Raw genomic sequence first — 24,291 nt, forward strand, 5'->3', positions numbered from 1 at the left:
CGAAGTCCGGTTATCCGGTCATTCCCTCGCCCTCGAAGGAGCGGAGCGCCTCGCGCACATGATCCGGGATGGCGGTGCTGCGGCCGCTTGCCGTATCGATCAGCACGACCGTGCCGCGTCCCGCGGCTCTGAGCTCTTCCCCGACGGTAAGCGCGTAATGGATGTCCATGGACGAGCGTCCAAGCTTGGCTGTCTTCACATGCAGCCGCAGCTGGTCGCGGAGGTAAATTTGGCCCAGGTACTGGCATTCGAGATCCGCCACGACGGATACCGTCTTGTCGCTGAACAGCTCGTCGGTCAGCCCCAGGTTCTCGACGTACTCGATCCTGCCCTGCTCGAAATACATGAAGTAGCTGACGTTGTTGACATGCCCCAGCATGTCCGTCTCGCAATAACGGATTTTCAGCGGAATGGAGAACTGGAACGACTCCAGCCAGGCTTGCCTGTCTTCCCCCATGAATGCGCCCTTGCTCATAATGCGCAATACCCCTTTCAGCATGTTCCCGGTCCATGGCCTCGCCTCTGCCGGAAACGATATGTCTACCAAGCAGGATATCACGCCGCGAGCCGGACAGACAACTTTTCCGCCGTTCCCGATGGTCTTGCCCTCCAGATGCATGCCCCGATCGCCTTCCAGCCATACTGACAAGATGACCATAGGAAGGGAGCAACCGGGCATGCCGCAGAGCAATTGGCTGATTCCTGCCGGTGAAGGAATCGGCTTCAAGGTGAACAAAGGCCAGATCATCCGGGTGACGGATGTCGAAGGCGAGCAGGTAGCCGATTTCGTCGCTTACCGTGCCGACGACACGACCGAGAGGATCGATCCGAACGTGACGATGGACGCCCTCCACAAGATGAAGGTCAATCCGGGGGATATTCTTTACTCCAACAAATACCGTCCGATCTTGACCGTTGTAGCCGACGACGTCGGCATCCACGATTTCATCAACGCGTCGTGCCGTCCGGAGATGTACGAGTTCCTGTACGGCAAGAAAAACCACGCCAGCTGCCACGAAAACCTGACCCGGGCGCTGGAGCCGTACGGATTGCCGGAGCCGGACCAGCATTACGCGTTCAACGTGTTCATGAACACCGTCATCCATCCGGACGGCAGCATTTCCGTCGAGCGTCCGCTATCGAAGGCAGGCGACGCCGTGGAGCTGAGGGCGGAAATGGATCTGGTCGTCGCCGTCTCTGCCTGCCCCTGCTCGGAGAGTGCCTGCAACGGCTATGCCTGCACGCCGATCCTCGTCGAAGTTGTCGACTGATGATTGCGATGGATAATTTAGAGCGAAATTGCGACTGATGATTTAGAGCGATGATTGCGATGGATGAATGGGCCGGTTGATACATCGGAGTCGTTGGAGTCGTTGGAGTCGTTTAATCGGATTGTTTCCTGTAGGGACGCCGCTCCGGCGCCCCTATTTGTCCTTCTACAAAAATCCGCCTCCGAATAGGATGACTTGTACCCCATGCAGGCAAGCCTATTTCCTTCGGAGGTGGATTGCGAATGAACGCCTTTATGGCCTATGTGCTGCTGGGACTGTCCCTGTCGGCTCCGATCGGCCCCATCAACGCCGCCCAGCTGGACAAGGGAGCCCGCTTCGGCTTCATCCATGCATGGCTGGTCGGAATCGGCGCCATGGCGGCCGACTTGCTGTACATGCTGCTGATTTATTTCGGCGTGGCGAACTTCCTGGCGACCGGCTTCATGCGCACGCTGCTGTTCTCTTTCGGCTTCTTCGTGCTCATGTACACCGGTCTCGAAACGCTGAAGGCCGCCTCTCCTTCGCTGCCGGGTCCGCTCCATGAGGAAACGGCGCGAACCGCATCCTTCCGCTCCGGCTTCCTGATGGCGCTGCTCAATCCGCTCAATATCCTGTTCTGGCTCGGCATCTATGGCTCCCTGATCGCCGGCAGCTCCCATGAAGGCCTCTCCCTGCTGCTCTTGCACAGCACCGGAATTTTCGCGGGCATCCTGCTCTGGGACGTCGTCATGGCCGCACTCGCAAGCTCGCTGCGGCGGTTCGCCAGCAGCCGCATCCTGCAAGGCATCTCCTCCCTGGCAGGGCTGTCGCTGATCGGCTTCGGCCTTTACTTCGGCTGGCAGGCCTTCCTCCAGCTGACGGCCTAGAATGCCGGGACGTTCACCCCTCCCCCCCCTCCTTACATACGATGAAGCGACGTTTCAAAGGAGGATGGCAAGGACGGATGGCACAACTGCATGCGAAAAGCTGGCTTGATCATCACTCGATGTCACTGGAGAAATGGGAACGGGAAGCCTACCTGAGCTTTGCTTCCATGATCGCCGACGACAACAATTCCTATCCTTGCGTGCCGGGCAGGCAAGGGTTCTTGACCGATAACCTGCGGTTCGGGTTCGCTCCTGACCCCCGTACGGAAGCAGCGGCACGCGAAGTGGCCGATCTGCTTGCGCAGTACGGTCCTTTGTCCCGAGAAACGGGCAAATACGCCTCGCTGGTCATCTTCTTCAGCACTCCCGAAGATTTGCTGGAGAGCGCTTCCGTGGAAAACTACGAGGAGCTGTTCTGGTCTCTTCTCAGCGATGCTTCCAAGCTGGACGCGGCACCTTGGCCGGAATCGATTCCTCGAGATCCCGGGCATCACGAATGGGAATTCTGCTACGGCGGCGAGCCGTACTTCGCCTTTTGCGCCACTCCGGCCCATGTGGTCCGGCGCAGCCGCTCCTTTTCCGGTTTTCTCGTGGCTTTCCAGCCCCGCTGGGTTTTCCGGGAAATCAACGACTCCACGCCCTTCGGCCGCAACATGAAAAAAATCATCCGCCGGAAGCTGGCGGACTACGACGGCATCCCCGCCCATCCGTCGCTCAAATGGTACGGCCAGCAGGACAACCAGGAATGGCAGCAATACTATCTGCGGGACGACGACAGCGCCTTGTCGAAATGTCCCTTCCTGAGCGGCAAGATCAAGCTGCCTGACGGCGATTAAAATTCGAAATCCCGCGAGGAATCATCCTCGCGGGATTTTTGGCCCGCAAGCATCGCCCCCGGGGTGCTCCTCCCCCGCTGGCGGAGGCTGTTCACCCTTCCAGCGCCTCGACATGGCCAGCGTGACGACGGCAATCGCCAGACTCGCCCAGAAGCCGGGGCGTCCTGCAGGCTCCAGCAGCGAGCCGGAGACTGCCGCCGCCATGAAGACGAGCGCCGTCCCGCTTTTGATCCGGCCCGGAAGCCCCGGCTTCTGCAGCTTCAGATAAGTTGCGACGATGAACATCCATACATATAGAAGCACCAGGCCGCCGGCTGTCGCCAGATGCTCGAACAGCGTCGAGGGCAGAAGCAGCGCCAGCACGACGGAGACGGCCATGCCGCCCGCATTGACGAGCAGCGCCGCCCAAGGCAGGCGGCGGGCTCCCGCTCTCAGCGCCAGCCAATGCGGGGCGTCTCCATCCGATGCCAGCGATACCAGCATGGTGGAAACGCCGTACAGGGAGGCGACGAGGATCGAGAATCCGGCGACGATCAGCACCCCGTTCAGCGCATGGACAAGCACGGGCAGCCTCATGACCTCGAGCGCCTGGAGAAAAGGGCTTTCGGAGGCGTTCATCGCGGAGCGCGGCACGATCAGAACGGCAAGGCCGATCGACAGAAGATAGAGAATGCCGATGCCGAGCAGCATGATGCGTCCTGCCTTGGGGGCATCCGCAGGCCGCTTCAGTCCGGCAGCCATGAAACCCATCACCTCGATGCCGCTGAAGGCGTAGAAGGCGTACAGAAGCCCGCTCCAGGCGCCTCTCCAGCCCCCGGCCTCCAGCAGCCCCTTCCACTCGGCCGGCTTTGCCGCCAAGGATGCTTTTCCGCTCAGCAGCATGAAGGCGGCCACGACGATGAACATGCCGACGGCCGCGATTTTCACGACGGCGAACAGGTTCTCGGCCGTGTTGATTCCTTTGGACCCCAGCACGACGACGGCGAGTGCCAGCACGGCGTAGCCTGCAGCGAAAACCCACAGCGGAACAGACGGAAGCCAGTACCGCGTGAACAGCCCGAGAGCTGTCAGCGAACCGCCGAGAATGAGCAGCTCGGAAGACCAATAGATCCAGCCGGTGCTGAAGCCTGCCCATCTGCCATATGCTTTCTTGGCATACGCTTGGAACGAGCCCTTTTCCGGCTGCTCCGCCGTCATGGAAGCCAGCGCCTCATAGACGAAATAAGTGGCCGCGGCCGCAGCCAGAAAAATCGGCAGCACGAGAAAGCCGCTCCGACGGACGGCGATGCCGGTTGCGAGGAAAAAAGCCGTCCCGATCGTGCAGCCCGCCCCGAACAGCGACAGCTCCCACCAAGAGAGATCGCCTTTTGCGCCCCCTTCGGAGGAGCACGAATCTCCGGCGGCGGCAGCCGGAGGATGCTTCAGATGTTCGGACATGCTTCCCATCCTCCTCATGGAGGTAGGATTCTCCAGATCCGTCGGGACTATCCGGCAAGCGAGTGGCGGCAAACAGCCTATTCGGATACCCTTTAAAGCCATATGGCCCGTGACGGCCGGCCTCCATGAACAGCCGGCCGCAGTCAAGCGCCGATTGGCCTCCATCCAGGCCGTCCTCATGCAGCCGTGCCGGCTGGCCTCCATCCAGGCCGCATGTTTCAGTGACGGTTGGCCTCCATCCAGGCCGCCGCGTAGTCGATCAGCTCCCGCTGCGGCAGCAGCCGTACGAGCGCATCCCCGATCCGCCCTCTTGCGGCCAGCGGGCAATCCCTTTCAAAGGCGTCGCCCACGGTGTTGAAATCATCGTCGCGGTAGGCAAGATCCTCGAAGGTCACCCATTCCCGCTGGCCGTCCCTCAGCATGGGCGAGCCTTGGCTGAGCAGCTCCTTATTGGGGTAGGAAGCGCGATGCTCGGCCAGATGCAGCGTGGTGTTTCTCTCGTGGTCGACTCCCAGCAGCAGAGCCCGGCCGCCATGCCCGGCCATCCGCTCAAGAGGGGAACCTTCTCCGAGGGCAGGCGACAGCAGATGCGGCTCCAGAATCGTCCTCGCCAGCGGTCCTCGAGCGGCGAAGCTCACCTGCGGATGGGCGCTGCGCAGCGTGCCCTCCTGACGGCGGAAGCATTCCACGACGGCGCCCATCCCTCGGGTGGCCGTCAAGTCCGGACGATAGGCGGGCATTTCTTCGCGAATCAGCGGCCACCAAGATTCCGGAACCGGCGGACGCATCCAGTAGGAAGGCTCGGACAGATCCGACGATTGCGCGGGCATGACGATCGTGCCGCTATCCCCGACAGCTTCCTCGAGGGCAAGCACGACGGCTTCCGGCCCGCCGACAACCCAGCGGCCGAATGCCTTCATGGAGGAGTGGACCAGCAGCAGCATCCCTTCCTCGACTCCTATCTCTCTCAGTCCTTCCGTAATGTTTTTGCTTGTGAGGGGCATTTCGTTGGCATTGATCATGGTACAGCCTCCGTATCGCGGGATAAGCAAGCGGGGAACCGGATGCCTTGCCTTCCCGATCTCTTCTTTTCGCCAGTCTACCAGACTCCGCCCCGCTTCGCAGGTGAAGAACGGTTTAAACCGATTCGATGCCTCCCCATGATGATCGCAAAAAAGCCCCGGCATGCCGCCAGGGCTGGTGCTCTCCAGAAAGATTCCTCGCATCGGAACGGAAATGGCCGAGTCTTTTGATGCATGCTTTTGATGCTTTTGATGCTTTTGATGCTTTTGATGCTTTTGATGCTTTTGATGCTGCAGCGGATCAGACCGGCTCCAGGCTGTCCAAAATGCCGGCCAGGCTGAGCTCCGCGCAAGCCATGGACGTGTCGGCGGCGCCGTAATACATGCGGACGCGATTTCCGTCGACGAGAGCGCCGCAGGAGAAGACGACGCCTCCGAAGAAGCCGTCCCGCTCATAATCCGCTTCCGGCTCCAGGATCGGCTTGCCGGAGCGGGCAATCACCTTGGACGGATCGTCCAGGTCGAGCAGCACGGCTCCCATGCAGTACCGGTGATCCTTGGTCGCGCCGTGGTACAGCTCCAGCCAGCCTCGCTCCGTCCGGATCGGAACGGCTCCGCCGCCGATGCGGCCGCTGTCCCACATGCCCTCGCGCAGGCCGATGAGATGGCGGTGGTTGCCCCAGTACAGCAGGTTGTCCGATTCCGCGATCCACATCTCGGGGCGGCCGCAGCTTTTGGTCGTCGGGCGGTGAAGGGCGTAATACTTGCCTCCGATGCGCTCGGGGAAGATGATGACATCCTTGTTGTCCGGCCCGAAGATCATGCCGTGATGCGTGATGGTCTTGAAATCCTTGGTCGAGACGAGCGATTCCCCGATGCCGACGGGCGACACGGCCGAGAAATAGATATAGTAGGTATCCCCGATCTGCGTGATGCGGGGGTCTTCAATGCCGAAGATCTCCAGCGGCTGCGTCGGATAAATGAACGGCTCCTCGTCGACCGTGAAGCTCCTGCCGTCCCGGCTGCGCGCGATGCGCAGGTACGAGAGGGAAGTCAGGTATTCGAAAGCCGGCGCATGCTCCTTGCGCACGATGACGCGCGGATCGGACAAGTCGTAGCGCTCGTCATTCTTGGAGATCGGAATGAGGTCCAAACCGCCTTTCTCCGTGTTGTACACGGGGGCCAGCACCACCTCCGGATCCGCGCTGATCGGGCGTTCCGCCACGCGCAGCAGCAGGATGACTTCGCCGTCGTATTCAGCCACCCCTGCGTTGAAGGCGCCGATGACCTCGAAATCCTCGCGATGCGGCTTCACGTCCGCCGGGGTCACCAGCGGATTCTGTTCGTAACGGTAGCTATTCATGGCATGAACTCCTTTGTATCTTAACTATATAATGCGGACAAAGCTTACAAGCCGGCAAACGGGTCGTCGATGACCAGCCTTTGCGCGTCCGCGTCGCTGATGCCTGCGTACAGGACGGCCGTGCCGTCTGTCCTGCGAAGCAGTCCCCCGCTGAATACGACATCCTGCAGGTCCGCCCGCTTGGCCGGACCAGGCAGAAAGACGCTGCGCTCGGCGAGGATGCCCAGCTCCGAGCAGCTGGCGCTGACCGGGTCGAATACGAACGCCATCGGGTAATAATGCCGGTCTCCCGCTTCGTCGAAGCAGGCGACATGTCCGAGCACGCCGATCCGGCCGTCCTGCAGCAGATGGGCTTCATTGGCCCCTCCCCATTCGCCTTCCGCGAACTGTCCTTCCAGCAGAGGCGCGTTTTCGATCAGGTCGAGCGTCAATTGCTCCAGCGACGCCGCCTGCGCGAAGCCGATCTTGCCGCGGCCGCCTTTCTCGCCTTGGGGACGGGTGAAAACCCCGACCTCTCCATCGGCAAGCTCCACGAGGCGGATATCCTTCATTCCGTCCGGGCCTTTGAAAAACGGCTTCAAATCCTCCAGTCCGCTGCCGCGGTAAAAGACGGTCCTCCACATCAGCGCGCCTTCGTTGTCCGGATGGGGATAGATCTCCACGCCCCCGACGACCAGCTCGCCGCCGATGCGGCAGTGGAACGGGTCTTGGAGCTCCAGAACCGGAGCCCCTTCCAGCGGCAGCCAGCGTCCGCCCGCTTCCTCGAAGAAGACGACTGCGGAATGCTCGCTGTCACGGGATTCCACGCGGCCCGGGATGACCAGCCGGCCGCTCTCCACGATAGGCGCGGCGATATTGTACACATCCTTCTCCCCGACTTCCGCGAACGGAATCCGCTCCGGCGCCTCGGCACGTGCGCCGGATGCCCGGTATTCCGCCAGCAGCTTCCGGCACGAGGACGGCTCGAGCTTCTGAGTATTCATAGAAGGTTTCCTCCCTGCATGGGATGTTTACTTGAGGCTGAACTGCATGCCTTCCTGGAATTTCTTGCTGAAGATCAGGAACATGACGATGATCGGCAGCGTCAGGATGGTCGAAGCGGCGTACAGCGGTCCGGGATAGGAGCCGTACGGTCCGAACATCTGCGAGAGCAGCACGTTCAGCGTCAGCATCGAATCGCTCTTGACCGCGATCATGTCCCACAGCAGCTCGGTCCAGCGCTCCATGAGCAGGAACAGGAAGATGACGGTCGTGATCGACTTCGACATCGGCAGCATGATTCGGAACATGATTTTCAGATCGGATGCCCCGTCCAGCTTGGCCGCCTCGATGAACACTGTCGGCACGGCCTTGAAAAAGTTCGTGTACATGAAGATGGCCCACAGGCTGACCGCCTTCGGAATGATCAGGCCCAGATACGTGTCGTAGAGTCCGACCCGCTGGATGATCAGAAACGTCGGCACCAGCAGGATGATCGCGGGAAAGAACATATGGAACAGGACGAAGTTGTTCATTGCATTGCGGCCGAAGAAATTCAGCTTGGACAGCGCGTAGGCGACCATGATGCCGAACAGCATCATCAGCGCCGTTGAGGCGACCGAGACGATGATGCTGTTCATGAACGCGTTCAGCCAAGGACGGGTGATGCCCGTCTCGCCGCCGCTGAACAGCCACTCGTAGGATTTGAGCGTGAAGCTCGTCGGGAACAGCTTCTTGTCGATCTGCGTCCAGTCCGCGAACGAGCTGAGCACCATGTACAGATAGGGATAAACCATGATGAGCAGGAGCACGAGGGCGAGCGAGTAACGGATGGCCCGCCTGGCGCCGCTGCGTTTTTTAGACCCAACCATTCCGCTTCCCCCATATCTCCAGTATTTTGCGGATCACGAAGATCGAGGCGAACGTCGCCAGCGATGCCAGCAGCGCGACCGCGGAGGCGTAGCCGACCTGCATGTTCGAGAACGCCTGCTTGAAGATCTCCATCTGCCAGGTGTTCGTCGCATTGCCGGGACCGCCGCCGGTCAGCTGATACACCTCGGTGAAGATGCCGAACGTCACGCCGAACGCCAGAATCAGCGTCGTATAGAGCGACGGGTACAGCAGCGGCAGCGTGATCCGCCAGAACCGCTGGCTGTCCTTGACTCCGTCGATGGCGGCGGCCTCATACACTTCCTTGTCGATGCTCTCCAGGCCGGATGTGATGATGAGCGCATAATAGCCGGTGAACTTCCAGGCGAGGATCAGGCCGACAACGAAGAGCGCCGAGAAGGGCGAGCCGAGCCAGTTGATATCCATGCCGATTCCTCGGAGGAATTCATTGACGGGACTCGTGTAGGACAGCAGCCCCTTCACGATCAGCGCGGACACGACGCCCGAGCTGAGGTACGGCAGGAAAAATCCGATCAGGAACAGCCCCTTGAACCGGGGCAGTCCATGGACGACGACGGCGACGCCGATCGCCATCACGGTGACGAGCGGGACGAAGACCATCATGAATTTGTACGTATTCCAGAATGCCGCATGGACGGCCGGCGATTGCAGCGCGTCCAGGAAATTGCTGATCCCGACGAAATTGAACGTCGGGGCGATAAGGTCCCAGTTCGTAAACGACAGGAATAAAGACCATAAGAGCGGCACGAAGAAAAAGATCAGCGAGTAGATGAGGTAAGGGCTGGCGAACATCCAGCCCAGCTTGTTGTTGCGTTGGTCCATGACAGCGGAACCTCCCTTATTTCAGGGCTTTCTCCAGCGCAGCCTTCATCGCCGCCCAGCCCTCGGCAGGAGCGATTTCGCCTTTGACCACTTTGTTGAAAGCCTCCGTGCCGATGATCGTCTGCAGGTCGTTGTACTTGGCGTTGTCCATCGGCGGCACGGCATTCGGCACGTTCTCCGCATAAGGCTTCAGTTGCGGACTCTCGTCCAGGATCGCCTTGAACGATTCGTTGGTCGACAGGTCGTCGCGGGCCGGCGGCAGATTCGTCTGCTTGAACCAGACCGCATCGTTCTTGGCGTCGCTGTACACCCACTTCACGAAATCAAGCGCCGCCTGCTGCTGGGCCTTCGTCGCGGAAGCGTAGATGACAAGTCCCTTCGTATCCGCGAACGTCTTGCTTTGGGCCGGATCGACGCCGTCAGGCACCGGAGGCATCGTCAGCGCATAGGTTTCGTTGTACTTCAGGTTCGGGTATTTTTCCGCCCAGGTCGTAAAGGTCCACGGACCGACATCGGTGAACACGCCCGTGCCGTTCTCGAACGGATCCGTCACCTGACGCGCCAGCAGCCCTTTCTCCTTGCGCAGGCTGTCGACGAACGTCAGCACTTCGATGCCGGCTTTCTCGTCTCCCGTGAACGTGTCGCCTTCGATGAACATGTTGCCGTTCGACGCGGCGTCATACAGCATGTAGAAGTCGAACCAGCGCTTCCAGGCGGTAGGGTCGGCCAGATCCGGCTTCGCCCAAAGGTATTTCTTGTCGCCGTATTTGTCCTTGAGCTTCTTGGTCAGCTCCAGCACTTCGCCGTACGTCTTCGGCGGCTCGTTGTAGCCGAGCTCCTTCAGAGTATCGAGGCGCCAGCCGAACAGCATCGGATTGGAGTAGATCGGAAGCACGTATTGATGGCCGTCCGCGAACTTCCACGGCTCGATCGTCTTGCTCATGCTGCGTCCCTTGAGCAGGCCGTCGTATCCTTCCAGCGTATCCAGCGGGACAAGCGCCTTGCTGCTCGACAGCTGGGCCGCGAAGCCGCGGTTGATGTTCTCCGACATCGTCGGCGCGCTCTTGGCCGCAAGCGCGGCCTGGATGCTGGCTTCGGAGGTCGGCGATTCCTTGATCGCGCTGACGTTGATCTTGACCTTGCCGTTCTGGGCTTCATACGCCTTGGCCATCTCCTGCCAGTAAGCCTGCTGCGTCGGATTCGGCGCCGCCCAGAACTCGATCGTCGTCACGCCTTCCCCGGATGCCGAGCCGGATTCGTTCCGGCTTCCCTGGCCGGTGGAGCAAGCGGACAGCATGCCCGCGATCAAAGCAACGGATAAAACCATTGGGACTCTCTTTTTCATTCTGCATGTCCTCCCTGATTTGTCATGTTAAAAATCATTCTCTGTCATCCAGCTGTCAATGATCAAAAGTGAAATGAAAGCGCTTATGAGACCCATTATGGAGCTTAATCAAGGTCGTGTCAAGTTACAACCCGATAAATTCATTTTATTTATGGACGATTATCTTTACTATTTCTTTTAGTAACGTTACAATTGAAGAGCGGGATTGTGATCCATTCCGATATGTATTTTCCTCCCGTCGAAGCTTGACATTCCCGCCCCGCTGCGGAAACAATGATAGACGAATGGCTGCGCGTCGGGCTTCCGGTCCGAAGAGCGAGCATGACGGAGGCTGACTCTTTTGAAATCGAAAATTACGATGCAGGACATCGCCGACAGGCTTAATCTGTCCAAGAACTCGGTCTCCCAAGCTTTGACGGGCAAGCCCGGCGTAAGCGACGAGACCCGCCGACTCATCATGAAGACGGCCGATGAGATGGGCTACACCTATACCAGAAGGGGCAATACAGAGGAAGCCGGCCCGGCGGCGAAGCCGCGGACGATCGCGCTCATCGCTTCCGACTACGCCTTTTCCATGAAGAGCTTCTTCAGCGACATCTACCTGAGCATCGACCGGGAGCTCAAGAAAATCGGCTGCGAGCTGGTCATCCAATCCATCAGCCCGAACGATGCGGAGTCCTTGACTCTCCCGCCGTTCATCCAGCAGCGGGCCGTGGACGGCGTGCTCATCCTGTCCCATATTACGACCCCCTATATCCAGGCCGTGCTGGATACGGACATTCCCGCCGTCCTGATCGACCACCACCATCCCGATCTGCAGGCGGACTGCATCCTGACCAACAACCGGTTCAGCGCCTACGAAGCCATCCGGCATCTATACGGACTCGGACATCGTGACATCGGTTATGTCGGCAACATCTCTTTTGCTCCGAGCTATTACGAACGGCTGGAGGGGATGAGGCTCGCAGCCTTCGAACTCGGCTTGCAGCTGAAGGAGGCCTGGCTGCTGAGCGATGCGGCCGAGGACAGCAACGAAATCCGCACACGGCTGGAAGGGCTGAGCGGCGGGCCTACCGCCTGGTTCTGCGTCAACGACGGGTACGGCTTCATGGTAAGCTCCGCGCTGCAGCAGCTCGGGCGGCGCGTGCCCGAGGACGCCTCCGTCGTCAGCTTCGACAACGGCTATCTCTCCCGGCTGGCGACACCGCCCATCACGACGGTCGATGTCGATCTTCCGCTCTATGCCCGGTGTGCGGTCGAGCGGCTTCTGGCCAGACTGGAAGATCCGGGCATGCCTTACGCCGAGACGCTGCTGCATACGAAGCTTCTGATCCGGGAATCTACCGGAAATCCTCCCCGCCGCTGAGCGGACGCCCCGCCTCCGAACCAACGACAAGACGGCTCATGCGACATCGCATGAGCCGTCTTCATTTTCCGGGAATCAGCTACTGGTAGCGGCTGAAGGAATTCGGAGCCGGCATCTGGGGCTGGCCGGGAGCCGGAACGTAGGAGCCGAGCATCGACTGCATGTCGTTCTGCTTCAGCTGCGGCACCTGGTAATAGGCATGCTTGTTCTGGAAGAGGAAAATCTCGAATGCCATCTCCACATAGTTCTGGATCTGGGAAGCGACGACGCGGCGCACGACCGGATTCGTAATCTCCGGCGAAGCCATCGCCAGCAAGGACGCGGTTGATTTGATCAAGCCGAGCATATGGCCGCTGATGCCGGCATCCTTGACGTCCGCGAGCGACTGGTTCGGCTTTTTCGGCTGGGAAGGCTTGATGCCGAAGGTCACGTTGGTCGGCTGCTGCATCATGTACGTGCCGGTTTCCTGATGCGGCTTCTGACCCGTCGCGAAGCATTCGGCCGTCAGGTTGTATTGGGAGAGGATGAAGTTGTACTGGCGGTCCAAAATGCCGAGCAGCTCCTGATCCTTGACGAAGCCGCGGAAAATCATGAACTGGTCGAGGACGTTGATCATGCCGGACAGAATCTCATGCATGTCGAAAAACTCATGTCCGCCATGGTTCAGGTTCATCTGCTGCTGAGGGGCGGAAGGCGCAGCGCCCTGTGCCTGCTGCGGCTGATATGGCTGGGCCTGCTGATGCTGCTGCTGAAATCCTGGCTGCTGCGGCTGGTACGGCTGCGCGAACGAATGCTGCTGCAACGGCTGTCCAGGCTGGCTCATGGACTGGAACTGAGGCTGGTAAGGCTGATTGTTCAAGGCTAGTCCTCCTACATGTGAATTCAGGCTTGGTTAAGATGAGCCAAAAGTACAATCCCTATTCGAGATTCCCTCCGCTCACCTGCGATGCATTCGATTTATCCGGGAAGCCGAGCGGCATGCCGATTCTCTCCCCCGAATTCGGGCCGCGTCCCAGTGCTCACAACAGCAGGTGGAAGACCGCCAGGACGGCTGCTCCGACCGCGGAAAAGCCGATTTGAATCCAGGCCAGCCCTTTTGTCCAGCTGCCTTCCTTCTTTTTGCCGAGCCATTCGTACATCCGAAAATCCGCCGTCAGCATGAACAGGCCGCACAGCAGGCTCAGGATGACGAACACGACGAGGCTGTATGTATAATCGAGCATTCGGTCCAAGCCTCCTTGCACGAGATCAATTGAGCTTCAGCCCTTCCCTGCGGATCGCGACCTTGCATTCCAGCTCGAATTCCATGCCTGCGTACTCCCGCTCCCAATCCTGCTTGGATTTGATGCGGCTGTTCCAGTACGCAGGCTCCCGGGCGCGCAGCATTTCCCCGAAGCCGAACGGATCGCTCCGGTAGCGCTGGGTTTTGCGAATGAATTCCAGCAGTAAGTAGTAGACCTCCTTCTCCATATCTTTGCGGATCAGGTCGAAATCCTCCGCCGTATAGCGCTCGGATTCGCCGTCGATCTTCTCCTCGACGCTGGTGTCCAGATGGACGACGATATGCGCGTGAGGCTTGCCGTCCCGGATGGAAACCTTCGTCTCGGCTATGCGGCGGTTGCTTTTGAGCATGATCGCTCCTATGCCCGGCACGTCCCCCAGGACGGAATACCCTCCCGGATTGAGCCCCTTGATGGCCATATAACTGCCGATCTCGATCGGCTCCGAATGGCCGATCATTTTCCCCCCGTGGAACAGCGCCATTCCTTTGAGCAGAATCTTCTCCTTCTGGCGGATGGACACGTAAGGAAGGAACTCGTCCTGTCCGAGGCGGGATTCGGCGCTCCAGAAATTGCCGGCGAACTGGGGAGGGAACTTGCCCATCTCCACCGCCTTTTCAATCATGGACAGCAGATAGAGGGTAGGGACGCGCTCAAGCGGCGGCGCTACGTTCATCAGCTTGTTCGCCTCGATATCCGAAACCACGATCCAGGTGGAGCGCCTCACCTCCGAGTTGCGGCGGAAGTAGTCGTTGATGTCCTCCATCCCTCTGCGGGCGATCTTCTCGCTGACGACGATGATCCGCAGATGGATCAGGCTGCGCGGATCGGCGATTTCCTGCTGCAGGTTGCTGAGCGCATCGTCGATGGAATAACCCGTCACCTTCACGACCCATACCGGCAGCCCTCCCTGCTTGCCGCCCCCGCTCTCTCCCGGACCGAGCGGCACCCTGCCGGGAATGGCGATCTGGGCCGTCACCAGAATCCGGTGGTTCCGCAACGATTCCGGCACATTCAGATGAGTCGCATGCTCGTTGTCGCGGTCTGCTTCTTCATTCACCTCATCGATCGCCATGCCGAGAATAAGAGCGCGGTTCTCCAGCTCCTGCCGGTCCCAGCAGCCGCTCAACAAGGGCAATGCGATCGCCGCCGCCAGCGCCAAGGCCAGCATCCGCCTCCATCTAGGCATGGGCCTGCCCCCTTCCCGACCGGATGAACGACATGACCAGCAGCAGCAAGGGATACGCTGCCGTCAGCAAAAATCCGTACCGCCCGGACCAATCCCACAAGGAGTAGAGAACATGGATGTTGGACGGAATCATCGACACGGCATACACGGCCGGCATATAGAAGGAAGCGAACATGCGATGGTCTCCGAGGCGGAACAGATCGCGGCTGGCATGGACGGAGAAGTAGTAGGTCGCATAGATCGTCGTATAGATCGAGATGACCCAGATGATCAGGAACAGCGCATCCAGCCGCTGGCCGGCGCCCATAGACGCGCTGCGCGCCGTCTCCAGCGTCGGATAGGTCAGAATCTTCGTCTCCTCGGATCCGAACATGCCCACCGTCGTCAGGACGACCAGCAGATAAAGCGCGCCGCCGACCGCCGCGCCTATCGCGACGGATGAGGCCGCCCGCTTGGGAAATTTCATGAGCGGCACCAGCAGGCAGAACACGAAGGACATTTGCGATAAGGAAGCGATCTTCACCGATTCGTTCGGCCAGTCTCCGTGATGGTTTCCGATCAGCGGCAGCAGATTGTCCGGATCGATGCTGCGGGTCGCGATCAGCACGATGAACAGGCCCGGCAGCAGGATGAACGGCAGGTAGAAAGAGTGGACGAACGAAAACTTGATCAGGTCCCGCCGGGCCGACAAGGCCACGACCAGCAAAAGCATGCATTCGATGATCTGCATGGGCGACTTCTGGAGCAGGACAAGCACGACGACTTCCCCGAACTGCCGCAGCGATATGCCGGACACGAGCAGGAAATACAGGATCAGCAGCCCGTTCATGACTCGCGCGACCGGAGCGCCGACCAGCTTTTCGCTGAAATAGATCAGGTTCTCTCCCGGATGGCGGCTGCAGAGATAAGCAAGCAGCAGCAGAGATATGGCGCCGCAGACATTTCCTGCTACGGTCAGCAGCGGAGCTCCGCTTTCCGCCCCTACGGCGGCGAATCGCGGAAGGGTCAGGACGCCGATGCCCACATTGGCGCTCGTCACGACCGCGGCCATTCGAATGGAAGATATCGAAAGCGTATCACTCATGGGCCTTGGGTACCCTCCTCGCTGCCATACTGAAGCGTTCTCAGCATCGGCGCATCCGCAGCATCGGGCGGCAACCGGTTGGCATCCAGCGTGTGCAGATGCGAAGGGCGCTTTCTCATCCACCAGATGGGACCGCGAATAAGCAGATCCTTGAAGCTCTGCCAATTGCCCGGCACGAACGGAGCCATATAAGGCACGCCGAACGATTCCAAGGCAAGCAGATGGTTCGCGATGAGGAGCAGTCCGATCAGCACGCCGAACAAGCCGAACGAGCCGGCCAGGATAAGGAGCGGGAACCTCAGCATCCGCAAGGCGATGGCGGCGTTGTAGGCGGGAGTAGCAAACGAGCCGATCGTCGTAAAAGCGACGATGACGACAGTGATCGGGCTGGAGAAGCCGGCCGCGACGGCCGCCTGCCCGATGATGAGCACGCCGACGATGCTGAGCGCGCCGCCGATCAGCTGGGGAAGGCGGATGGTCGCTTCGCGGAGAATCTCCATCGAAATTTCGATCATGAGCACCTCAATCACCGTCGGGAAAGGGACGCCGGCTCTGCCTCCCGCCACCGCCACGGCGAAGTCGGTCGGAATCAGCTCCGGGTTGAAGGAGATCAACGATACATAAAGAGCAGGGAAAATAAGGGAGGTGACAAGCGCAACCAGCCGGATCAACCGGATCAGGCTGCCGATGAGGAACCGCTCCGTATAATCGTCCAGCGTCTGATAGAACTGGCTGAAGAAGCAAGGAACGATGAGCGCGAACGGAGAGCCGTTGCTCAGGATGGCGATCCGCCCCTCCAGCAGCGCCGCTGCGGTCTTGTCCGGCCTTTCCGTGTTCTGGATCTGCGGAAACGGGGAGAACGGCTGATCCTCGATGAACTGCTCGATATAACCGGCGTCCAGGATGGCGTCCGTATCGATTTTGGCCAGCCTGCCCAGCACCCGCTCGACGATAGCTGGATCCGCGATGCTCGACAAATAACAGACGGCGACATTCGTATACCCACGCCTGCCGATCGGGGCCATCTTCACCTTGAGGTCGGTCGTCGAGAGACGGGATCGCACGAGCGCGATGTTCGTATCGAGCGACTCGATGAAGCCTTCGCGCGGGCCGCGTATGACCTGCTCGGTCTGGGGCTGCTCGATCGCCCGTTTCTTGACGTCGCGGGTGTTGACGATCAGCGCCTTGTTGCTCCCGTCGATGCAGATCACCGTTTCGCCAGAGGTCACAGCGAGAAGCATCGGGATGATCATGATCTCCGCGCTCGCATCCGCGGCATGCAGATAGTCATGGAGCGCATAATCGGCGATCCGGCTCGCATGCAGCCCTTGCGCTTGCTCGTCCTTCATGGCCGTCATCAAAGGCTGCAGGATGTCCCGGTTGATCCGGTCCTGGTCGACCATCGGCTCGAGGAAGACGGCTGCGGCATTGAAGCTTCCGAAGATGCGGAACTGCCTGATCGCAATGTCGTCCGTTTCCCCGAAAACCTCTTTCAGCATGCGGAGCATTTCATCCAGTTTGGCGGACGCTTGCATGCCCTCATACTTTCGCAGCGTCAAGTCTTTGACGGGAACGGCACCGGTACGCTTGAACAGATTTGATTTGCCCCGCCAGCTCCCCATCGTCCTTCTCCCCCTCCCTGAATGTGCAAGTACCGGTATTATAACCAGCCTGTTCCAGGTTATGTGCCTCTTCCCAGCAAGGGACGAAAGAGGCGGAAAAAGGCTCCGGACGTTGTGTCCGAAGCCTTGAAAGAGGGATGGAATTCGACAAGGCTCAGGACAAGGCGTCCCACCGAGGCCACATCTCGACCGGATTCCGCTCGTAGATTTCCTTATCCCGGAACAAAAATTGATGCATGATGAACTCTCGCCGGATCGTGGCGAAGTCGTCGTGAACCTCCTTGATGAAAGCATTGATCTCCTTCTCCTCGTAGCTGCGCCCCGCCTCCAGCCGGCCTGCGAGATGCTCCAGCACGATCAGCTTCTTCTTCAGCTGGGCCGGGATGCTCTTCAGCCTGCCGTCCTTGTCGAAGAAATTGTTCAGCACCCCGCTGCGGAACTTCTCCATCCGTTCGTCCATCGTCGGGTTCTCCTCCCTGCTGTCCGCCGTCCGGCGGTAGATCAAGCTGGCGGCCCCTTGCGCTCCGCTGCGGATGAAATAATCGTTGAGCGTAAAATAAATCGTGTTCTTGTCGCGCCGCTCGTTGATCAAGCTTGCCTCACGCAGCTTGGCCGCATGATGGGTGATCGTCGCCGGCGTCAGCGAAAGCTTCTCTGCGAGCGCCTGTCCGTTCAGCTCGCCCTCGGCCAGCAGGATCAGCATCCGGATCCGCGTCGGATCGGCCAGAGCCTTGTGGTAAGCGACAACCTTCTCCAGCTGCATGAAGGCCAGCCTCCTTTTCGAGGATTTAATAACTATCTAATTAGATATTAATCGAATTCATCTCCTTCGTCAAGAGCCGACGGGGCGGCTTCGCAGGAAGACAGGGACGGTAAAAAGCCTCCCTCAGGATGTCGCCCGAAGCGGAGGCTTCAATACCGATGAATGCATCCTCAAGCAAACTTGCTCATGAGCTTGTTGAGATAGGTGCTGGGATGGAGCGCCGGATGCTTGAAAAACTCCCCGGCATCCTCGATCTTGCGGGATACGCCGAGATCGTAGCCGATCATTTCCCTGACCGTATCCGCGAAGGCTTCGCCTCTCACCAGGATGCCGAGCTCGAAGTCATGGCAGGCGCTGCGCTCGTTCAAGTTGTAGGAGCCGTGGAACACGGCATCCGCCCTGCGGTCGTAAGCCACTTTCCAATGGGAAAACCGTTCCGTCCCGCTGTAATCGTAGAAGGAAACGCCCTTCTCGAAAGGCGAGCGCATATGGCCTCGGACGGCGGCGAGATTGGTCGGGTGATCGTTGATTTGGAGAGGATTGCAAATGGATATATGGGCAGCCCTGTCCGCTTCCAGGCTCTGCAGAGTCTTCCAGAACTCGTCATCGATGAGATAAGGATTCACGATGACGGTCTCATCGGCGGCATGCTCCAGCAGGGCGAGATGATACGATTGGATCAAGTTCACCGGATTGCCGGCGAAGCTGGCGACCAGCGTGCATTCCTCGTCTCCATATCGTCTGTTCGCCGAGGAGGGGCAATAGAATTCATCCCCGGGATCGAACGATTCCCCGGCCACTACGCCCCATTGAGCGGCGAAAATCCGGTTCGCGGAATACGCCGCCCCTCCCCGGATCCGGAAGCAGCCGTCATGCCATTCCTTCGGGCTGCCCGGAATTCCCATCCGACGGCCGCCGGCAATGACATTCCCCTCCGCGATGATCGGCGTGTCGCCCAGGTACTGATCGCCTACGTTGAGGCTGCCGAGTATAAGCGTATGCCCGTCCAGCACGATGAATTTCCGGTGGTTGATGATGTTGAGCCCCGTCTCTGCTTGGGCTTGAGCGAAATCGTGGACATACAGGCTGCTGTCCGGCACGCCCTTCTCCGCCAGCTCCTTGCGCTTCGCCGGCCATGCCTCCTTGGGACAGCAGCTCTCGAACGTGTTGACGACTTCCGCGCCCGCCGCCTCCAGCCTTTCCTTGAGAAGCGCGAAACGGCCGTACTCCAGATCATGGTCGTAGCCTAAGGCGCTCAGCGTGGCATCGACCATGAGGCGCACCTGGACGCCGCGCTGCAAAGCCGCTTCCAGAGCGGCAGCCACCCGGTTGCCGGACTTGTCGTTGAAGAAGAGCATGACGGAGAAATGGATGTAGCGCTCGGCGCGTCCGATTTCTTCAAGAATGACCGCCAGGCTGTCCGGCCCGTTCACGAACGCCTCGGCGCGGTTGCCCTGTGTCGTATGGGGAGCAAGCAGGCTGAGATTCTCAAGCCGCATCCCGTTCACCCGAAAAGCGATTCTCTCCAATCCATCCTCCGTGGCCCCGGGCAGCAGGATCAGCTGGCTGCATTCGGTCAGAAAGCCGCCCAGCCGCTCCTGCCTGTACCTTGCCGCTGCTTCCGCATCCAACAGCTCCTGAGCCAGGGAAGCAGCTTCCTTCCCCTCCTCCATCACGCCGTTTCTGAATCCGCCCGAAAGCAAATAGTTGAAAAAATCGACCATTCCCCGGCGCAGCCTGCCGTCCCATTCCTTCGCTGCGATTCGTCTCTGTTCCACTGTCTATTCGCCTCCGATCTTGTCCGAGCCTGGATGCTGATAAGGAACATTAAACGAAAACCGGCGTTCTGTCCCAGCTTCGGGGAATCCAGCTGGCAGCTTGGACATTCATGGTTCGGTATCAGCACGGTGTCGAATCGCATCGGGGTCTGCGGGCGGCCGCCGGCTCTCTAAGCCGCCCCTGCCTCCCCTGCCAGCCGCGGATCCCGCCGGGCATGCGCGATGTTGAAGGCGAGACTGACGAGAGCGGCGGCTGCAAGCCATGCCGTCAGCGCCAGCGCATTCGCCGCCGTCCAGGAGCCGTCTCCGATCGAGATCGCGCTCTGGAAGCCGTGCAGCGAGAAGGTCATGGGCAGGTATCGGCCGACAGCCTGCAGAACCGGCGCGCTGAGCTCGCGCGGGAACGTGCCGCCGCAAGTAGCCAGCTGCACGACAAGGAGCGTGACGGACAGGAACTTGCCGATGAAGCCGAAGACCGTGACCAGCATGTAGATGATCGTCAGGAACGTCAGCGACGCCAGCAGGCTGAAGCCGATGAATGCCGGCGTGCTGGCCGGCTCGATTCGGAAGCCGAAGAGAGCGATGGCGACGACGATCGCAGTCTGCGCGATGCCGACTGTGTAGAACAGGCCCAGCTTGTTGATCCACTGGGCCGTGCCGCCGAGGGCCTGGTCCTGCCTCCGCCCGAGCGGCAGGATGTTGGCGCCCATGATGCCGCCGACGAACAGCGCGAGCGACAGGAAATAAGGCGCGATGCCGACGCCGTAGCTCGGAACCTCGTGCAGCTCCGATTCCACCAGCTGCACCGGCTCCGCGAGCATGGCGGAGACGCCGCTGCCCGTGCGCAGGCTGCCCGTGCGCTGCGCCGCATCCGCAAGCTTGGCCGACAGCTCGCCCGTGCCGGCGTCCAGCTTGCTCATGCCGCCGAGCAGCTTGGCGGTGCCGCTGTCCAACCCCGACGCGCCGCCTGCGAGGCCTTCCATGCCGCTGCGCAGCGACTGAAAGGCTGCGGCCCAGCCGTCCATGCCGGCGCTCAGCTTGGCGGTGCCGGCCTTCAAGCCGGAAGCTCCGGCGGCGGCATCGGCAAGCCCGCCGCCGAACTGCTTCAGCGAGCTCTGGAGCCTCTGCTCCCCGGCTGCGAGCTTATCGGCTCCGGCAGCCAGCTTACGCTGGCTTGCCGCCAACGCTTGCGAGGCCGCCCCGGCTTGAGCCAGCTGCTCCCGCAGCCGGCCCAGAGCGGAGTCGTCGCCCGCTCCTTCCTTATCCTTCGCATAGGCGGCAAGCTCATCCTGCAGCTTCGCCAGGTCGGCCGCCAGCTTGGCTTGATCGGCCGCGGCTTGGGAGCTTGAAGCTGCAAGTCCGTCCATGCCGGAGATGGCTGTGTCCGAACCGGTCTGAAGCCGCTTCTGCGCCGCTGCGAGCTTCGCCATGCCATCCGCAAGGCTGGAGCTGCCTGCAGCCGCGCTTGCGGCGCCTTGCTTCAGCTGCTGCGATGCCGCCGACAGCCTGGCTCCGCCGCCGCTGAGCTTGGCCGTTCCTGCAGCCAGCTCTACGGCCCCGTCCGCAACGCTTTTCAGCCCCGCATAGGCTGCTTCCGTGCCTTGATGCAGCGTGAGCGCGCCGCTGCCCGCGCTCCCGAGTCCATCCGCCATGCTCTTCATGGAGCTGAGCACGCCGTCTGCATAAGCCTTGGTCAGGCTGGCTTGAATGCCAGCCTTCATTTCCTTGACGGCGCTTGAGCCGACCTGCGAGGCGACGAAGTTGCGTCCCGCGTCGGTTTCGTACAGAAGCCGTGCCGGCTTCGGATCGGCGTCCATCAGGCTGGCCGCGGAGGAGGAGAAGTCCTCCGGAACGGTTACCGTCATGTAATACGTTCCATCCTTGAGGCCGTCATGCGCCTCCCGGGCCGTGACGAAGCGGAAATCCATCGTCCGCTTCCGCTGCAGCTCGCTTACGAAGTCAGCTCCGGCATGAATCGGCTTGCCGCCGAGCATGGCTCCCTCGTCTTCATTGACGACCGCGATCGGCAGCTTGTCGAGCTTGCCGTACGGATTCCAGTAGCCGGACAGGAACAGTCCCAAATAAATCAAGGGAACCAGAATCAGGAAGCCCAGCGCGATCCGTCCATGCGCATGATGCAGCAGCCGTTTCCAATCCCCGAATATATGCCGAAATCCTTCCACGCCATTCATTCCTCCTCCATAATCACGCTCCGAGCGGACCGTATCGGCTTCCCATTTTACTCGGTAGAATCGATTATGTATAATACATGAAAATGAATAATATCATACACTCAAAGCTATGAATGGAGAATGCGGAATGGAACTGCTCCAGCTGCAATATTTCCAGACGGTCGCCCGTCTGGAGCATATGACCCGGGCCGCGGAGGAGCTCAAGATCGCCCAGCCTTCGCTCAGCAAGACGATCTCCCGGCTGGAGGACGATCTAGGCGTGCCGCTGTTCGACCGCCAGGGCCGCCAGTTGCGGCTCAATTCGTTTGGACGCGCCTTTCTGGAGCGTGTGGACAAGGCGTTCGTGGAGCTTCAGGAGGGACGCCGTGAAATCCGGCAGCTTGCCGGCCTGCAGGAGGGCTCCGTGACGATCGCCGTCTCTCTCCCCCATCTGCTTCCGGGGCTTCTCGGCCCTTTCTTGACGCAATTCCCGCTGGTGCGGCTGCGGCAGCGCATCGGCTCCTCCGCCTCGATGAAGCGCCAGCTGGAGAGCGGCGAAGCCGACCTCGTCCTTTCCTCCGCCGTCGTAGAAGGGAAAGAAGTCGTCTGGGAGCCTCTTTATGAGGAAGAGATTTTCCTGCTGGCGCCCGCATCTCACCGCTTGTCCGGACAGGCCTCGGTCCAGCTTGAAGACCTGCGGGAAGAGCGCTTCATCAGCATGAATGCCGGACATGACTTCCGCGTGCTGACCGACCGGCTGTGCGGCGAGGCGGGCTTCAGCCCGTTCACCGCCTTCGAGGGCGACGAGCCCCAGGTGATCGGCAACCTCGTGCGGCGGGGGCTCGGCATCGCCTTCGTGCCGGAGCTGTCGGTCAACCGGCCTCTCTCCCCGGAGCTTCGCTTGCTGAAGCTGGCCGGTCCCTCCTGCAGGCGGACGATCGGAATGGCTTTCGGCAGCCGCCGTTATCTGTCCGAGGCGGCGCAGCAGTTCCGGGGGCATGTCCGGCAATATTTCAAAGCCGTCGGCTCGGATGCGGCAAAATCTCTCCCCTAGACGGGGCATCAAGCTTCGAGCGGAATGGACGCCATTTCGTTACTCTGACCGGTGTTATGTCTGTACCGCAGTGGATGTCCGGTGAGGATGCGCTTGGTTTCAACGTGCGAATGCTCGCTTCGTTGGAAAGGCGATATTCTGAGCTTCAGATGAATTTTGACATGCTTCCGCCAGGTTCTTCAGCCGTTATCGGTTAGATGGAGAATTTTTTCCTATATGGGTAGGAGTCTGTATACTTAAGATGTTCGCGGTCATGGTAATTCATACACTTTAAGAGATTATACAAATGACGATGAATAGAAAACCTAGAGCTTTTATTGGCAGCTCGAGAGAAGCGATCCCTTATGCTAGAGAGATTGCCGCGGCTCTTGAACGACAGATTGAGGTTAATTCCTGGTATGCCAGCACTTTTGGAGCTAACGATTATACAATGGAAGCACTAGATCGAGAGCTCAACGCGAATGATTTCGGCATATTTGTCTTCGCAGTTGGGGATGTTGCCACCACTCGGAATCAAACTTACTTTATTACTCGGCATAATGTGTAAGGGATGCCCTTTCAAAGAGGGATGCTGCAAAGAAGGAGCCAAGAGCAAACGTACTCGGTGAGCATAAAATCAGGAGAGCACACAGAGCAAATGGCTTTTCAGGAAACAGAGTTCTTTAAAGAAAAAGCGAAAGAACGCTATAAAATAGAAGCAAAAAACAGCGAGCTCAAGAATTGGCATCGTTACGACGTAGCCGATTCCTCGGGTCTGTTAGGCATGCAAATACAAGGGGCAATGGCAATATTCGCAGTGAATTTATAGCGAATCATGAGGATGGCAGACTAAGAAACAGCGAAAGAACCCATGAAAAATGCGACACCGTCCGAAAATCCGGATCGGGTGTCGCATTTTTCCGTCTACCTCCTGTACTCTCCGAAAAACCGCAAGTTCTTCAGCGGCCTCCAAAATGCAGGTGAGTCTATTTACCGATGCTTTCGGATTGTATAACGGCGTGTCCGTATATGTTGTATTTATACTTATGTTACACAATCATATTGTTATACAAAAAACCCTGCCAACAAACGCGCAGCAGGGTCGCTGGGGATAGTTGTTGAAACCGCTCGTGAAATCTGGAAGTAACGGTGG

The 24,291-nt window shown here is 59.7% G+C and carries 22 protein-coding genes and 1 pseudogene; 7 read left to right on the plus strand and 16 right to left on the minus strand.

The features are described from left to right. Positions 1 to 10: 10 nt before the first annotated feature. The gene (locus tag AC06G8_RS18900) at positions 11 to 475 is read right to left on the minus strand and encodes an acyl-CoA thioesterase (RefSeq protein ID WP_447664383.1); all 465 of its coding nucleotides are present in this window, start codon (positions 473 to 475) and stop codon (positions 11 to 13) included. A 202-nt stretch (positions 476 to 677) separates the two neighbouring features. On the opposite strand from AC06G8_RS18900, the gene AC06G8_RS18905 reads away from it, so the two are divergent. The 3 genes from AC06G8_RS18905 to AC06G8_RS18915 all read left to right on the plus strand — a co-directional run bounded on the left by AC06G8_RS18905 (position 678) and on the right by AC06G8_RS18915 (position 2,973). Continuing rightward, positions 678 to 1,271: a DUF1989 domain-containing protein gene (locus AC06G8_RS18905; protein WP_480283552.1), complete on the plus strand. Its 594-nt coding sequence runs from the start codon at positions 678 to 680 to the stop codon at positions 1,269 to 1,271. A gap of 242 nt (positions 1,272 to 1,513) precedes the next feature. After that, entirely contained in the window at positions 1,514 to 2,137 is a 624-nt protein-coding gene (locus AC06G8_RS18910; RefSeq protein WP_447664381.1) for a LysE family transporter, read from the plus strand. Positions 2,138 to 2,214: 77 nt separating this feature from the next. Next, positions 2,215 to 2,973 (plus strand): YqcI/YcgG family protein, encoded by a 759-nt coding sequence (locus AC06G8_RS18915; RefSeq protein ID WP_480283553.1) that lies wholly within the window; start codon positions 2,215 to 2,217, stop codon positions 2,971 to 2,973. Between the two features lie 21 nt (positions 2,974 to 2,994). Here the strand turns inward: AC06G8_RS18915 and AC06G8_RS18920 are convergent, their stop codons facing one another. The 7 genes from AC06G8_RS18920 to AC06G8_RS18950 all read right to left on the minus strand — a co-directional run bounded on the left by AC06G8_RS18920 (position 2,995) and on the right by AC06G8_RS18950 (position 10,852). Further along, entirely contained in the window at positions 2,995 to 4,410 is a 1,416-nt protein-coding gene (locus AC06G8_RS18920) for an amino acid permease (RefSeq protein WP_480283554.1), read from the minus strand. Positions 4,411 to 4,628: 218 nt separating this feature from the next. After that, positions 4,629 to 5,432 (minus strand): AAC(3) family N-acetyltransferase, encoded by an 804-nt coding sequence (locus AC06G8_RS18925; protein ID WP_447664378.1) that lies wholly within the window; start codon positions 5,430 to 5,432, stop codon positions 4,629 to 4,631. 301 nt (positions 5,433 to 5,733) lie between these two features. After that, a complete protein-coding gene (locus AC06G8_RS18930) occupies positions 5,734 to 6,795 on the minus strand; it encodes a BtaManbiosPhlase (protein WP_447664377.1) in 1,062 nt (353 codons plus the stop codon). Between the two features lie 44 nt (positions 6,796 to 6,839). After that, positions 6,840 to 7,778 (minus strand): MTP-1 family protein, encoded by a 939-nt coding sequence (locus tag AC06G8_RS18935; protein ID WP_447664376.1) that lies wholly within the window; start codon positions 7,776 to 7,778, stop codon positions 6,840 to 6,842. 27 nt (positions 7,779 to 7,805) lie between these two features. Next, positions 7,806 to 8,645, minus strand: coding sequence for a carbohydrate ABC transporter permease (locus tag AC06G8_RS18940; protein ID WP_447664375.1), 840 nt, complete (start codon positions 8,643 to 8,645; stop codon positions 7,806 to 7,808). Further along, on the minus strand, positions 8,632 to 9,507 hold the full coding sequence (locus AC06G8_RS18945) for a carbohydrate ABC transporter permease (protein ID WP_447664374.1): 876 nt from the start codon (positions 9,505 to 9,507) through the stop codon (positions 8,632 to 8,634). The genes AC06G8_RS18940 and AC06G8_RS18945 overlap by 14 nt, the downstream gene beginning before the upstream one ends. A gap of 16 nt (positions 9,508 to 9,523) precedes the next feature. After that, positions 9,524 to 10,852, minus strand: coding sequence for an ABC transporter substrate-binding protein (locus tag AC06G8_RS18950; RefSeq protein ID WP_447664373.1), 1,329 nt, complete (start codon positions 10,850 to 10,852; stop codon positions 9,524 to 9,526). A gap of 340 nt (positions 10,853 to 11,192) precedes the next feature. Here AC06G8_RS18950 and AC06G8_RS18955 point away from each other — a divergent pair, with 340 nt between their 5' ends. Then, entirely contained in the window at positions 11,193 to 12,218 is a 1,026-nt protein-coding gene (locus AC06G8_RS18955; protein ID WP_447664372.1) for a LacI family DNA-binding transcriptional regulator, read from the plus strand. A 79-nt stretch (positions 12,219 to 12,297) separates the two neighbouring features. On the opposite strand, the gene AC06G8_RS18960 is transcribed toward AC06G8_RS18955, so the two are convergent. From AC06G8_RS18960 to AC06G8_RS18995, 8 genes are all read right to left on the minus strand, one after another. Next, the gene (locus tag AC06G8_RS18960) at positions 12,298 to 12,891 is read right to left on the minus strand and encodes a spore coat protein (RefSeq protein ID WP_447664411.1); all 594 of its coding nucleotides are present in this window, start codon (positions 12,889 to 12,891) and stop codon (positions 12,298 to 12,300) included. A 346-nt stretch (positions 12,892 to 13,237) separates the two neighbouring features. Then, positions 13,238 to 13,441 (minus strand): CLC_0170 family protein, encoded by a 204-nt coding sequence (locus tag AC06G8_RS18965; RefSeq protein WP_447664371.1) that lies wholly within the window; start codon positions 13,439 to 13,441, stop codon positions 13,238 to 13,240. Positions 13,442 to 13,466: 25 nt separating this feature from the next. Continuing rightward, positions 13,467 to 14,687 carry a Ger(x)C family spore germination protein gene (locus tag AC06G8_RS18970; protein WP_447664370.1) on the minus strand — a complete coding sequence of 407 codons (1,221 nt, stop codon included), beginning with the start codon at positions 14,685 to 14,687 and terminating at the stop codon, positions 13,467 to 13,469. Next, positions 14,680 to 15,771 carry a GerAB/ArcD/ProY family transporter gene (locus tag AC06G8_RS18975; protein ID WP_447664369.1) on the minus strand — a complete coding sequence of 364 codons (1,092 nt, stop codon included), beginning with the start codon at positions 15,769 to 15,771 and terminating at the stop codon, positions 14,680 to 14,682. Before AC06G8_RS18975 ends, AC06G8_RS18970 begins: the two co-directional genes overlap by 8 nt. Continuing rightward, a complete protein-coding gene (locus tag AC06G8_RS18980) occupies positions 15,768 to 17,393 on the minus strand; it encodes a spore germination protein (RefSeq protein ID WP_447664368.1) in 1,626 nt (541 codons plus the stop codon). The genes AC06G8_RS18975 and AC06G8_RS18980 overlap by 4 nt, the downstream gene beginning before the upstream one ends. Before the next feature lie 154 nt (positions 17,394 to 17,547). Next, positions 17,548 to 18,156, minus strand: a complete 609-nt coding sequence (locus AC06G8_RS18985) for a DUF2087 domain-containing protein (RefSeq protein WP_447664367.1) — start codon at positions 18,154 to 18,156, stop codon at positions 17,548 to 17,550. 170 nt (positions 18,157 to 18,326) lie between these two features. Then, complete coding sequence (locus tag AC06G8_RS18990; protein WP_447664366.1) at positions 18,327 to 19,934, minus strand: phospholipase D-like domain-containing protein; 1,608 nt, start codon at positions 19,932 to 19,934, stop codon at positions 18,327 to 18,329. Between the two features lie 170 nt (positions 19,935 to 20,104). Then, a complete protein-coding gene (locus AC06G8_RS18995) occupies positions 20,105 to 22,117 on the minus strand; it encodes a YhgE/Pip family protein (RefSeq protein ID WP_447664365.1) in 2,013 nt (670 codons plus the stop codon). 136 nt (positions 22,118 to 22,253) lie between these two features. Between AC06G8_RS18995 and AC06G8_RS19000 the strand changes: the two genes are divergently transcribed. The 3 genes and pseudogenes from AC06G8_RS19000 to AC06G8_RS19010 form a co-directional block, all read left to right on the plus strand. Next, entirely contained in the window at positions 22,254 to 23,159 is a 906-nt protein-coding gene (locus AC06G8_RS19000; RefSeq protein WP_447664364.1) for a LysR family transcriptional regulator, read from the plus strand. Between the two features lie 292 nt (positions 23,160 to 23,451). Further along, on the plus strand, positions 23,452 to 23,706 hold the full coding sequence (locus AC06G8_RS19005; RefSeq protein ID WP_480285469.1) for a TIR domain-containing protein: 255 nt from the start codon (positions 23,452 to 23,454) through the stop codon (positions 23,704 to 23,706). Beyond that, positions 23,702 to 23,967, plus strand: a pseudogene (locus tag AC06G8_RS19010) (transposase); the annotation flags it as partial. The gene AC06G8_RS19005 and the pseudogene AC06G8_RS19010, both read left to right, overlap by 5 nt. Positions 23,968 to 24,291: the final 324 nt, after the last annotated feature.

The sequence above is a fragment of the Paenibacillus sp. SJS-P3 genome (assembly GCF_056711585.1).

Coding starts and splice junctions, on each gene's coding strand:
- AC06G8_RS18900 (WP_447664383.1), bottom strand. CDS start 475: ATGAGCAAGGGCGCATTCATGGGGGAAGACAGGCAAGCCTGGCTGGAG.
- AC06G8_RS18905 (WP_480283552.1), top strand. CDS start 678: ATGCCGCAGAGCAATTGGCTGATTCCTGCCGGTGAAGGAATCGGCTTC.
- AC06G8_RS18910 (WP_447664381.1), top strand. CDS start 1,514: ATGAACGCCTTTATGGCCTATGTGCTGCTGGGACTGTCCCTGTCGGCT.
- AC06G8_RS18915 (WP_480283553.1), top strand. CDS start 2,215: ATGGCACAACTGCATGCGAAAAGCTGGCTTGATCATCACTCGATGTCA.
- AC06G8_RS18920 (WP_480283554.1), bottom strand. CDS start 4,410: ATGTCCGAACATCTGAAGCATCCTCCGGCTGCCGCCGCCGGAGATTCG.
- AC06G8_RS18925 (WP_447664378.1), bottom strand. CDS start 5,432: ATGATCAATGCCAACGAAATGCCCCTCACAAGCAAAAACATTACGGAA.
- AC06G8_RS18930 (WP_447664377.1), bottom strand. CDS start 6,795: ATGAATAGCTACCGTTACGAACAGAATCCGCTGGTGACCCCGGCGGAC.
- AC06G8_RS18935 (WP_447664376.1), bottom strand. CDS start 7,778: ATGAATACTCAGAAGCTCGAGCCGTCCTCGTGCCGGAAGCTGCTGGCG.
- AC06G8_RS18940 (WP_447664375.1), bottom strand. CDS start 8,645: ATGGTTGGGTCTAAAAAACGCAGCGGCGCCAGGCGGGCCATCCGTTAC.
- AC06G8_RS18945 (WP_447664374.1), bottom strand. CDS start 9,507: ATGGACCAACGCAACAACAAGCTGGGCTGGATGTTCGCCAGCCCTTAC.
- AC06G8_RS18950 (WP_447664373.1), bottom strand. CDS start 10,852: ATGAAAAAGAGAGTCCCAATGGTTTTATCCGTTGCTTTGATCGCGGGC.
- AC06G8_RS18960 (WP_447664411.1), bottom strand. CDS start 12,891: ATGAACCTGAACCATGGCGGACATGAGTTTTTCGACATGCATGAGATT.
- AC06G8_RS18965 (WP_447664371.1), bottom strand. CDS start 13,441: ATGCTCGATTATACATACAGCCTCGTCGTGTTCGTCATCCTGAGCCTG.
- AC06G8_RS18970 (WP_447664370.1), bottom strand. CDS start 14,687: ATGCCTAGATGGAGGCGGATGCTGGCCTTGGCGCTGGCGGCGGCGATC.
- AC06G8_RS18975 (WP_447664369.1), bottom strand. CDS start 15,771: ATGAGTGATACGCTTTCGATATCTTCCATTCGAATGGCCGCGGTCGTG.
- AC06G8_RS18980 (WP_447664368.1), bottom strand. CDS start 17,393: ATGGGGAGCTGGCGGGGCAAATCAAATCTGTTCAAGCGTACCGGTGCC.
- AC06G8_RS18985 (WP_447664367.1), bottom strand. CDS start 18,156: ATGCAGCTGGAGAAGGTTGTCGCTTACCACAAGGCTCTGGCCGATCCG.
- AC06G8_RS19000 (WP_447664364.1), top strand. CDS start 22,254: ATGGAACTGCTCCAGCTGCAATATTTCCAGACGGTCGCCCGTCTGGAG.
- AC06G8_RS19005 (WP_480285469.1), top strand. CDS start 23,452: ATGAATAGAAAACCTAGAGCTTTTATTGGCAGCTCGAGAGAAGCGATC.